An 11,604-nucleotide genomic window follows, 5' to 3' on the forward strand; every position below is an offset into this window, starting at 1 on the left:
GGCAGCTGACCTGCCCAACGGTATGAAAGCCGGCGATACCCTGGAGATGGAAGGAACCTCTATTTTTCGCTTTCAGGAGGATAAGATTATTGACATTCAGGACATCAGCTAACCTCCACACACCCCTGCCCCTTGCAGCCGGAGACAGCCTGTACCTGGGGCCGGATTGCACCTGCATTGCCGGGTATGGAAATTTTTTGGGTTTTTGATGCCCAATGCCTGAAAGGAACAGTTCTCTCCCTACCAAGCTAACCCCTTTTGCCATGCTCGATCTTGTCATCAACGCCCGCCAGGCTTCCATTGGTCCCGGAATGGAAGTACGCCGCATCCTGCCCTTTCGCCTGCGGCGGATGGTAGGACCCTTTATCTTTATGGACCATGCCGGTCCGGTAACCATTCAGCCCCAGGCAGCCGCCTCCATGGATGTGCTGCCGCATCCGCATATTGGCCTCTCTACCGTTAGCTACCTGTTTGGGGGTCAGGTGATGCACCGCGACAGCCTGGGGGTGGAGCAGCTCATTCGCCCCGGAGAAGTGAACTGGATGACGGCCGGCAGCGGCATAGCCCACTCCGAGCGCTTTGAAGATCCGGCCGTGCTGGCCGGCAGTACCCTGGAAATGATCCAGACCTGGGTGGCCCTGCCCGAAAAAGATGAGGAAGCCGCCCCCTCTTTTGCCAATTACCAACCCGAGCTGCTGCCCGTTTTTACCGATAAGGGGGTGTGGATGCGGCTGATTGCCGGGGAAGCCTTTGGCCTCAAAAATGGGGTAAGCACCCACTCCCCGCTCTTTTACCTGCATGTGGTGCTGGAGGCGGGCGCCCGCTTTGGCCTGCCACAGGGGCACAGCGAGCGGGGCATCTACCTTGCCAAAGGGGGTATAGAGGTAAACGGGCACCGCTACGGCCCCGGGCAGCTGCTGGTCTTCAGCAAGGGGGTTGATCCGGTCCTGAGCGCCACCGAACCTACTACCCTGATGCTGCTGGGCGGCGAACCCCTGGGCGAGCGCTTTATCTGGTGGAATTTTGTCTCCTCCCGCAAGGAGCGCATCGAGCAGGCCAAGGCCGACTGGAAAGAGGGGGCGTATTCTGCTGCCCCCTACCGACAGCGAGGAGTTTGTGCCCCTGCCCGAAGACAAGTCGAGACCTGCCGGCAGCCCGCCGCCCCAGGCACTATCCTGAGGCGATGGGCAGCACCAGCCTCCTAAACTGGCAGCAGCTGCACGCTTGCTGACTATGCCAAAGCCCCGCCTGCGCAGGAGCACTGCCGCAGACAAGGGCTTAAAGACGGGCTATTTCTTCAGAAAGAACTACACCATATAAAACTCCCAGGCAATACGGTCAGGGTCTTTAAAGGCTACATAGCGCTTGCCCAGGGTATCGTCCATCTTAACGCCGGTGTTCTCCACGCCGGCCGCTTTTAAGGCGCCCGCTACACGCTCCAGCTCCCCTTCGTCCTCGCAGCCCAGGGCAACATGGTCCAGGCCTACCCGGTAGGGGTCAAACGTATCGCCATTGGCACTGGCGCCCTCCGGCCCCCGGATGCCAAAGGCCGTATTGCCGGCCAGAAAAAGGCACAGGCCGGGCTGGTCCATCAGTACCTGAAAGCCCAGGGTTTCGGTGTAGAATTTCTTGGAACGCTCCAGATTGGAAGAGCGCAGGGCAATGTGGTGCACGCCGGTGGTTTTGGGATGAATGCTCATGGCAGAAAAAATTTAGAGTAAGGTGAAACAATAGGCATTAATTTCTGCAATTTTTTCCTAACAAGCTACTATTCAACTCAATAATCCCGCAACCAGCCCGGGCCCGCTTCCAGAATCCCGCCCCTACCGTTCAGCCTAGGCTGGGGCCGCTGAAGCCCGGGGAATACCCCCCTAAAAAGAAGGCGGCCGTGGCTGCTATTAACTGCTGCTTTCTGCATAAATTTAGGGGCAGTTCTGCGCCGGTAGTTTCAGCCTTAAATCGTCTTACCAGCCAGCACATCTTACGCATACATGGTGCCCGCCCGCTGCAAGCGCCGCTGCATCCCAAACGTTACTCCACTATGGCAGATCCCAACTATCAACTGCAGTATTACCAGTTCCTGCTCAAAAAGCACTTCAATAAAGTGTTGCTGGCCATATTGCTCCTTATCTTGGTCTTTACCTCGGTAAAAACCGTAGGCCCCGAAGAAGAAGGGGTGGTACTTACCGTGGGCCAATATAGCCGCACCGTACAGCCGGGCCTTAACTTTATCATGCCCTTTGGCATAGAGCGCATGTACAAAATACCGGTACAGCGGCAGCTCAAGCAGGAGTTTGGCTTCCGCACCGTCTCGGCCGATGTACGCAGCGATTACACCAAGAAGGGCTTTACCGATGAGTCGCTTATGCTGAGCGGCGACCTTAACCTGGCCGATGTAGAGTGGGTGGTGCAATACCGGATCGTAAACTCCTACAACTACCTCTTTAAGGTGCGCAATGCCGAAAAAGCCCTGCGGGACATGTCCGAATCGGCCATGCGCAAGATTGTGGGCGACCGCACCGTAAATGAGGTGCTGACAGTAGGCCGGCAGGAGGTAGCCTCCAGCGTGGAGGTGCTGCTGCAGCGCATGTGCGATGAGTATGAAAATGGCATCCGCATTGATCAGGTGGTGCTGCAGGATGTAAACCCACCCGAATCCGTAAAACCCTCCTTCAATGCCGTAAACCAGGCCCAGCAGGAGCGCGAAACCCTCATCAACCAGGCCGAGTCGGAGTACAACCAGATCATACCCCGCGCCAGGGGCGAGGCCGAGCAGGCCATTGAGCAGGCCGAAGCCTATGCCCTGAACCGGGTAAACCGCGCCACCGGTGAGGCCACCCGCTTCAATGCCATTTACGAAGAGTATGTAAAGGCTCCCGAGGTAACCAAAAAACGCATCTATCTGGAGACCATGGAGCGGATTCTGCCCAAGCTCAGCAGCAAGACCATTGTGGACCAGCGCGGCAATTCCGTGCTGCCCCTTCTGAACCTTGATCCCCCCAAACGCTAATTCCCATGACCCGCAATACCCTCTTTATCATACTGGGCGCCCTGGCCCTGCTGCTGCTTTACAACAGTGTGTTCATCATTGATGAGACCAAACAGGCCATTGTCACCCAGTTTGGCAAGCCCGTGGGCCAGCCCCGCACCCAGCCCGGCGTTCAGTACAAGATCCCCTTTATTCAGCGTGTGCAGTTCTTCGACAAGCGCTATATGGAATGGGATGGCGACTCCAACCAGGTGCCTACCAAAGACAAGAAGTTTATCTTTGTAGATACCTACGCCCGCTGGCAGATCACCAACCCCCTGCAGTTTTTTATCCGCCTCAGCGATGAGCGCTCGGGCCAGTCCCGCCTGGATGATATCCTGGACGGCGAAACCCGCAACGCCATTGCCAGCCATGAGCTGCTGGACATTGTGCGCTCTACCAACCGCGACCCCGAGGTAGCCGAAGAGTACATGCAGGACATGGAAACGCTGGAGAAAATTACCGTAGGCCGGGAGAAGATCGAAGCCCTGATTCTGCAGAAGGCCAACGAGCGCACCGCCGACCTGGGCATCCAGATCCTGGATTTCCGCTTTAAGCGCATGAACTATGTAGATGAGGTACGCAACCGGGTATACGACCGCATGATCAGCGAGCGTAACCGCATTGCCGACCAGTTTCGCTCCGAGGGGCAGGGTGGTGCCCGCCGCATAGAGGGTAACAAGGAGCGGGATCTGGCCCGCATTCAGTCCGAGGCCTTCCGCACGGCCGAAGAGATCCGGGGCAAGGCCGATGCCCAGGCAACGGCTATTTATGCGGCTGCCTATAACCGCAATGCACAGTCGCGAGACCTGTACTCCTTTCTGCGCACCATGGAAACCATGGAAAAATCGTTCGATGACAAAACCAGCATCATCATCTCTACCGATAGCGAGCTCTACAAATACCTGAAGGGGTCAAACTAAGGGTATGCCCCTTTTTCCACCCCCGTGCTGGAAAAACTTAAAAAATTTAATAAATTGGTAGACAGTGGGTTAGAAAATCTGTTTAGCTAACAATTGTCCCTTGCAGTTTTGACACTATATTCCTGAGATTTATCTAAGATGAAAACAACGCTATTTTTTCTGGGAACATTTTTGTGCATGCTCTGCAGCTCCCAGGTCGTGGCCCAGAAATTAAAGGCCGATCAGTACGAAATCTCCATCAGTGAGTGGGACGTTCGCCAGACCGAAGACTTTGGCCAGCTGATCATTGACTATAAGGGCTCGCTGAAGGTAAAAGAGGAGAAGAAGCTCTGCAAAAGGAAGTACACCTTTTACTTTGCCTCTTCCGATGGCAAGCTCAGCCACCTGACCTTTGCTACCAAAAAGGGGGACATTATTCCTCCAAAGCTCTATTATAATGAAGTAAGCAAAACGTTTTCCATTGGTTCGCCCGAGGGCCGAACGGTGGCCACCCATGAAAATGCTACCCTGGAGCAGGTGGTGATGTCGGGCATGCTCATCTGGCTGCGCAACCAGCGCTAAAGGGGCTTTCACTGCCCCGCACCGGAAAGGCCCTGCAGGCAGTGGCGCAGAAAGTCATGCAGAAATACGGGCATGCCGGCAAACAAGGCCGGGGGCATTTTGCTTTTCTTATCCTAACCCCAGACCCAATGCACGATTCTCCACACGGAAAAGACGCCATTTTTGATGCAGCCCGCAGGGGCGATCTTGCCACCCTCAAACAGCTGATCGCCGCGGGCGTAAACCTAAACATTACCGATGCCCGGGGCTTTACCCCCCTGATCTACACCTGCTACGAGGGCCACCTGGAGGCCTGCCGGCTGCTGCTGGAAGACACCGGGGTAGACATAGATGCGCAGGATGCAGGCGGCAATACGGCCCTGATGGGGGTAGCCTTTAAAGGCAATACCGACATTGCCGAACTGCTCCTGGAGCAGGGCGCCAATCCGGACCTGCAAAATGCCACGGGCAGCACCGCCCTGATGTTTGCCTGTATGTTTGGCCGCACCCCCATGATCAGGCTGCTGAGCGAGCGGGGCGCCAATAAAAGCCTCACAGATGCCCGGGGCCTCAGGGCCTATGACCTGGCCCTGCAGCAGGGCAATCAGGAAGCCCTGCAGTACCTGCAGTAAGCCCTTCTCCCCCTTTTTCCCAACCTCATACCCCCTTGAACGCAAGCAGCCAAAGGGGCCTGCAGAGCCATGCCCTCAGCCTGGGCAACTCCCGCTTCCGGGGACGGTGGCTCCCTCCCCCTTTAGCAGGGCCTGTTTTGCACCCCTGCTGCGCTGGCGGGCAAGGCCGGGTAATCTTGCCGCAGGTGGTAGCCATTCTTCTTTCCCTTTTTTAAGGCAAATAAACAGGTGCATTTTCTAACCATCCGGCTACAATTGCGTTATTCCTCTAAACACTAAAAGCCCATAAAACATAAGCAATTGAATATCGTACAGTTAGGGAGATGCATTTTTTAATCGAATAGATGGTATTATGAAAAAACCAATAATCAAAAACTGGATGAAATACTGGGGCGGTACGCTCGCAGTATCAGGATTGCTTGCAATGGGAGCTTGTTCAAGCTCACAAACCGCTGCAAACGATCGGGACATGGACACCACAGGCACTACAGCAGAAGGAACTGTAGCCACTGACGACACATATGGAACCGGCACAGAAACTACTGGGCAGACCGGCACAACCACCACTACGGGTACCACTACCCAAACCGGTACTGCTACAGGTACCACAACCACTACCGGAACTACTACGGGTACTACCGGCGCGCAAACCGACACCTACGGCACCACCGGCACCCAAACTGGTAGCCAGACCACTACCGATGAGTATGGCACTACCGAGCGGGAAAATGTAAACCAGCAAATGGGCGAAAACAATGAGTACGATGCTACTCAGAACACCCAGCAGGATGGCACAACCCTTGGCAGCGGTACACAAACCGGCCAGACCGGTCAAACCTATCAGACCACAGGCGCACAAAGCGAAACCGCCAAGCCCTGGGAAGATCCCAACAGACGGGTTACCGGCTTTGATGCCCACATCCGCAAATTCTCGGATGTAAACGAAGCCATTGAAGAAGTACTGGCGCAGCGCGCCGCTGAGGAGCGCGAAACCGTAATGGCCCAGGGCGGCCAGAACATGTACGGCTCACAGAACAATCAGAACATGGCCACCTCCGGCCAGCAGCAAAACAACCAGGAAGGACTTACCTATGACCGGGTGAGCGACACCCAGCAGCAGGGCCAGTATGATACAGACGAGGCTGATGCTGACGCTAATGCCAATGCCAATGCGCAAGCCAGTGATATGGGTGTTGATGTGGATGCCGATATGGATGTAGATACCACTGCCGAAGGTGATGTGGACGTAGATGCTGATGTAGATGCAGATGTTGATACCACCCAGCCACAAACCGACCCTATGGCCGGCCAGCAGACCACTACCGGCCGTCAGAACATGAATAACACCAGTGATTCTGATGTTACCTATGACCGTATGAGCGCCGAGGGCGAAGACAGCTACATGAGCTCCTATGATGCTATTCTGGACGACCCGGAAGGTGACCTGAGCCAGGAAGAGCGCATGATGCTGGAAGAAGCCAGAAGAGCCCATGAGCAGCGCCGCGAAACTACCCGTGGCCAGATGGACACTGAACTGGGCGCTTATTACACCCCTGTAGTGGAAGCCCGCCCCATGGTGAATTTTGAGGAGCTCGTAGAAGAGATCAAGGAAGAAATGAACCTTCCCGAAGAGCTTAAAGACGGCAACCTGCAGGGTACTGTACTGGTACGCTTCATCGTAAATGAAGAAGGCAATGTGGAAAGCGCCGAAGTGATCGATGGCCTGCTGGGCAATCGTGGCGAAGACGGCCGCCTGACCAACACCATTCGTCTGAGTGAAGAAGCCAAAGAAGGCATTCAGGACGAGATCGAAAATGAAGATATGGTGGAGCTTTCGGATGAAGACCGCAACCGTATTGTAGAAGCCATTAAGGCCGAAGGTACACGCGCCATCAATACCACTTCCGGTAAGTGGCAGCCTGCCTCGCAGGATGATCAGCCTGTAAAAATGGTGATGATCATGCCTTTGCGCATTACCGGAGAGCAATAGATCGCTCCTGGCGATAGTCCATTCTTTAAAGCTGCCTCCAACCGGGGGCAGCTTTTTTTATATCCCTGGCAACTCAGCCATTGCCCTAGCTTTTACTAACGCCCCCCCTATCAGAAAGGAATACAGGAGATAGGGTACGGCTATACCCTTACAGGTACCCAAGCAAAAAGGAGCACAGCAGATCACCCAAAAATTTTTCTTGCCAGATCCCGAACTTATTGATACATTTGAATGTATCTATACCAATGACCCACACACCCACTACCCCCAGCCTTAAAAAGCTGGAAAAAATAGCCAAGGCCCTGGGCGATGTAAACCGCCTCAAGATCCTGAACCTCATTGCCAGCAGGGGCGGTATTGGGGCCTGCGCTGCCGTGCAGGAGTGTGTAGAGCTGGCGCAGCCTTCGGTTAGCCACCACATCAAGATCCTGATAGAGGCCGGCCTTATCGATGCCCACAAAGAGGGCAGAACCTATCACTACAGCCTCAACCGGGCCACCCTACAGGAGTATATGCAAAGCCTGAGCGAACAAACCAAGCTTACAGGCCTTACGGAAGGCTAAAAAAATTTCCCTTAAATAATTGATACATTTCAATATATAAAATTAATGTCTAAACAATATTATACCCCATCCCCCAATACCGCTATGGATATCTTACAATCCCTGGAATGGCGCTACGCCGCCAAACGCATGAACGGACAGCCTGTTCCCCAGCAAAAGATCCAAACCATTCTGGAGGCCATTCGCCTGGCGCCTTCTTCCATGGGCCTGCAGCCCTACAGCGTGCTGGTAATTGAAGATGAGGCACTTAAGAAACAAATACGCCCCCTTGCCTACAACCAGCCCCAGATTGAGGAGAGCTCGCACCTGCTGGTTTTTGCCGCCTGGAGCAGCATCAGCCCCGAGCAGATCCAGGAGTACATCAGCCACACCGCCCGGGTGCGCAACATGCCCGAGACAGCGCTGGATGATTTTAAAAACACCCTGCTGCAAATGGCATCCAGCCGTACGGACGAAGAAAACTTCAACTGGGCTGCCCGCCAGGCCTATATTGCCTTTGGCACCGCCGTGCTTGCCGCTGCAGCCCAGCAGGTAGATGCCACCCCCATGGAAGGCTTTAACAATGCTGCTCTGGATGAGCTGCTGCAGCTGGAGCAACGCGGGCTAAAGAGCGTAACCCTGCTGCCCCTGGGCTACCGCGATGCCGAAAGGGACTGGCTGGCCAGCCTGCCCAAGGTGCGCCGCGAAGCCGACAAATTCTTCATTGAGCTAACGGCAGCCGACACCGCGCTGCAAAACGCCTAACCCCTACCGGATATGACAAAGCCCACTATCAAGATTGATATTGTCACCGATATTAACTGCCCCTGGTGCTATCTGGGCGAGCAGCGCCTCAAAAGCGCCATGGAAGCCGCTGCAGATCGTTACCACTTTGAAGTAGCGACCAAGCCCTATGAGCTTAGCCCCAATGCCCCGGCTGAGGGAGAAAGCAAGGAAGCCTACTTTATCAAGAACTATGGTGCAGCGGCCCTGCCCCGCCTCAATGATTCCAGCCAGCAGCTGGCCCAAATGGGAAAAGCCGAGGGCATTATCTTTGACTGGCAGAAGGCCACCCGCATTCACAACACCTTTAATGCCCACCGCCTGCTGTGGCTGGCAAAAGACTATGGGGTGCAAAAAGCGGTGGCTGATGCCTTATACAAAGCCAATTTTACCGATGGCAGCAATGTAAATGATGTAGATGTGCTCCTGGAGATCGGGCAGGCCAATGGCATCCCCTCCCAGCGGCTGCAGGGCTTTTTCGAAAGCGAAGAAGGCAAACAGGAGGTGCGGCAGCTCGAAGCCTGGGCACAGCGCTCCGGCATCAGCGGCGTACCGGCTTTTATCTTCAACCAGCAGTACCTGGTAAGCGGTGCCCAACCGGCCGAGACCTTTACGCAGGTGTTTGAGCAGCTGGCGCCCAGCCTGCAAGCCCTGCAGGGCGAAGACGGCCCCAGCTGCGGCCCCGATGGCATCTGCTGATCTGAGAAAACCGCAAACACCTTTTTTTTAGAGCCAGCCTGCTGGTGTGGGATAGTGCCTGTGGCGCTATCCCCTTTTTTTTATAAACCCCTGGCCGCTCAGCGGGTTACACAAGCAAACACAAACAGCCCCATGCAGCAGGAGCATGTATTTTACCGGGTAAATGGCATTGAGATGCATGTAGTGGAAGCAGGCAATCCGAAAGGGGATATCCTGCTCTTCTTACACGGCTTTCCGGAATACTGGTGGGGCTGGCGCCACCAGCTAGCCCATTTTGCCAGCCAGGGGTACCGGGTGGTGGCGCCCGACCAGCGGGGCTATAACCGCAGCAGCAAGCCTGCCCGCCAGGCTGCCTACGGCATGCGCCAGCTCAGCGACGACATTGCCGAGCTTATCCGGCAGCTGGGCACCGCACCTCTAACACTGGTGGGGCACGATTGGGGCGGGGCCGTTGCCTGGGCGGTGGCCCTTCGCTACCCCCAGCTGCTGCACAAGCTGGTAATCCTAAACCTCCCCCACCCTCAGGCCATGCGCCAGGGCCTGCGCTGGCCCAGGCAGTGGCTTAAAAGCTGGTACATCGGCCTTTTCCAACTCCCCCTGCTGCCCGAAAAGCTTCTGCGCATGGGCAACTTTGCCCTGCTGGAGCAAAGCATGCTGCGCAGTGCAAAGCGGGGTACCTTCAGCCCGCTGGATATGGCCCATTACAAAGAAGCCTGGCAGATGCCCGGCGCCCTTACTGCCATGCTCAACTGGTACAGGGCCGCCCTGCAGCCCACCCTGAAACTCTCCGGTACCATTAGTACCCCTACCCTGCTGCTCTGGGGCAAGCAGGACCAGTTCCTGAGCCACCAGATGGCCCGGCTCAGCATAGCCCAGTGCCGGCAGGGTAGGTTGGTGATGCTGGAGAATGCCACCCACTGGCTGCACCACGAGCAGCCCCGGGAAGTAAACAGGCTTATTCAGCAGTTTATAGACCCCCTGGCCCCTGGCCCTGCAGAAACCACACAGTATACCCCCTAGCCAGCGCTGCCCTGCTCCAGCCATACCCCTGGCAAGGGGCAGTAGGCTGCACCACAGTTGGCATCCCTTCCAGCCCTTTCCGGAACCTTTACCGCAGCCTGCTGTGGGTCCCCCCCAACACTTCAGCGGATATTTTGTACGCTTCAACAGCTCCATTCAGCGGTTGACTAGCTGTGTTGTTTTCTAGAGGCAGTTTCCGCTTCATCTTTGCCTCAGCCCCTGCCTACCGAACATGGGCTGATGCACCATCCCTTTAATCCCTCACCCCTGCAAATCCATGAACATTAACACCAATCTTGTCGATATCAGCATACTGCTGCTAAGTATACTGGCCACTGCCGGTTTTTGCTACCGGCTGTACCGCCATCCGGCTTTCTGCCAGCGGAAGAGCTTTGTGTTTCTGCTTGTTTTTCTGGCCATGTATCCCCTGCTGAGCATGCTGGGGCACGTACTGGCCATTGCCCTTATTTCCGGCATGCGGCTGCAAAATGGCTCATTTGTGTACGACTTTCGTTTTTATTCCCTGATGCTGTTTGGGCTTACCTTTATGCTACTGAATGGCTACCTGCTCAACCGCATCCGGCCGCTGAGCAGGGGGCTGTGGCAGGTATATCCTCAGCTGGTGGCGGTATCGGTGGTGCAGCTGCTACTGCTTGCGCCCTCCATCCCCCTTAACCCCATGGGCCTGATGCCTTGCCTGGCCTCCCTGCTGTTGATTGGCCGTCTGGCCCTGGCCCGCCGCAAAGCGGGCAGGCGCCTGCCCGATAATTTTTCTGTAAGGTCCTATCCAACTACTGTTTAGTATTTTCGATCTTTCTGCTTCGCTGCCTTACTTTCTGTTGCACCTGGCACTGCCGTATGGACACATTACAGGACAAGGGGCTCCGCCTGTGGGGCATGACCGTCCAGAACCTTATCTTTTTTCTGTTCTTTTACCTGCGGCTTATCCTGGAGGGAGGACAGCCCTTCTGGAAGGTGATTGCCTGGCAGCTGCTGTTTACCACTGCCATCTGGGAGGGGAGCCGCCTGGCCATACGGGTTAGCCGCTCCCGCTATCCGGCCCTGCAGCAGCTGCGCCAGCGCCTGCTGCTGCTGGCTGCGGGCCTGCTGCTGGTAGCCCTGGTGGTAGGCAGCTGGCATTTGTGGATGGAAGACTGGCTGGGCTTCTGGCCGGGCATCAGCACCAAGCCCTATAGTTACCTGTACAGCATTGGCATGACGCTTTTCTTTAGCCAGCTGATTGCCGGTGTCTATGAAGCCCTCTACTACCTGGAGCAGTGGAAACGGTCGGTGCGGGAAACCGAGGCCCTGGAGAAACGCAACCTGCAAACCCAGCTGGATTCGTTAAAAAATCAGGTAACGCCCCATTTTCTCTTCAACAGCCTAAACTCCCTGAGTGCCCTGGTAGAAGAAGACCCTCGCCGGGCTGTACGCTTTATTGAGGAGC

12 protein-coding genes and 1 pseudogene are annotated in these 11,604 nt (G+C 55.7%); 12 read left to right on the plus strand and 1 reads right to left on the minus strand.

All coding sequences use genetic code 11. The features are described 5' to 3' along the window. The first annotated feature begins 263 nt into the window (after positions 1–263). Positions 264–1,179, plus strand: a pseudogene (locus ADICEAN_RS17830) (pirin family protein). 128 nt (positions 1,180–1,307) lie between these two features. Here ADICEAN_RS17830 and ADICEAN_RS17835 read toward each other — a convergent pair. Then, on the minus strand, positions 1,308–1,700 hold the full coding sequence (locus tag ADICEAN_RS17835; protein ID WP_009197052.1) for a VOC family protein: 393 nt from the start codon (positions 1,698–1,700) through the stop codon (positions 1,308–1,310). Between the two features lie 341 nt (positions 1,701–2,041). On the opposite strand from ADICEAN_RS17835, the gene hflK reads away from it, so the two are divergent. The 11 genes from hflK to ADICEAN_RS17890 form a co-directional block, all read left to right on the plus strand. Beyond that, entirely contained in the window at positions 2,042–3,010 is a 969-nt protein-coding gene (gene hflK, locus ADICEAN_RS17840; RefSeq protein ID WP_009197053.1) for an FtsH protease activity modulator HflK, read from the plus strand. A 5-nt stretch (positions 3,011–3,015) separates the two neighbouring features. Further along, a complete protein-coding gene (hflC, locus tag ADICEAN_RS17845; protein WP_009197054.1) occupies positions 3,016–3,951 on the plus strand; it encodes a protease modulator HflC in 936 nt (311 codons plus the stop codon). Between the two features lie 138 nt (positions 3,952–4,089). Further along, positions 4,090–4,512, plus strand: a complete 423-nt coding sequence (locus ADICEAN_RS17850; protein WP_161622730.1) for a hypothetical protein — start codon at positions 4,090–4,092, stop codon at positions 4,510–4,512. Positions 4,513–4,640: 128 nt separating this feature from the next. Next, positions 4,641–5,123 (plus strand): ankyrin repeat domain-containing protein, encoded by a 483-nt coding sequence (locus ADICEAN_RS17855; protein ID WP_009197056.1) that lies wholly within the window; start codon positions 4,641–4,643, stop codon positions 5,121–5,123. Between the two features lie 424 nt (positions 5,124–5,547). Then, positions 5,548–7,113 (plus strand): energy transducer TonB, encoded by a 1,566-nt coding sequence (locus tag ADICEAN_RS22920; RefSeq protein ID WP_236612952.1) that lies wholly within the window; start codon positions 5,548–5,550, stop codon positions 7,111–7,113. A gap of 245 nt (positions 7,114–7,358) precedes the next feature. After that, a complete protein-coding gene (locus ADICEAN_RS17865) occupies positions 7,359–7,676 on the plus strand; it encodes an ArsR/SmtB family transcription factor (protein ID WP_009197058.1) in 318 nt (105 codons plus the stop codon). An 84-nt stretch (positions 7,677–7,760) separates the two neighbouring features. Next, positions 7,761–8,420 (plus strand): NAD(P)H-dependent oxidoreductase, encoded by a 660-nt coding sequence (locus tag ADICEAN_RS17870; protein WP_040398019.1) that lies wholly within the window; start codon positions 7,761–7,763, stop codon positions 8,418–8,420. A 12-nt stretch (positions 8,421–8,432) separates the two neighbouring features. Further along, positions 8,433–9,137, plus strand: coding sequence for a DsbA family oxidoreductase (locus ADICEAN_RS17875; RefSeq protein WP_009197060.1), 705 nt, complete (start codon positions 8,433–8,435; stop codon positions 9,135–9,137). A 132-nt stretch (positions 9,138–9,269) separates the two neighbouring features. Continuing rightward, a complete protein-coding gene (locus ADICEAN_RS17880; RefSeq protein WP_009197061.1) occupies positions 9,270–10,157 on the plus strand; it encodes an alpha/beta fold hydrolase in 888 nt (295 codons plus the stop codon). A 277-nt stretch (positions 10,158–10,434) separates the two neighbouring features. Next, the gene (locus ADICEAN_RS17885) at positions 10,435–10,959 is read left to right on the plus strand and encodes a hypothetical protein (protein ID WP_009197062.1); all 525 of its coding nucleotides are present in this window, start codon (positions 10,435–10,437) and stop codon (positions 10,957–10,959) included. A 56-nt stretch (positions 10,960–11,015) separates the two neighbouring features. Then, on the plus strand, positions 11,016–11,604 hold a 589-nt coding region (locus tag ADICEAN_RS17890; RefSeq protein WP_161622731.1), incomplete at its 3' end, for a histidine kinase.

Origin of the sequence: Cesiribacter andamanensis AMV16 (assembly GCF_000348925.1) — a bacterium.
Classification (GTDB): Bacteria; Bacteroidota; Bacteroidia; order Cytophagales; family Cyclobacteriaceae; genus Cesiribacter; species Cesiribacter andamanensis.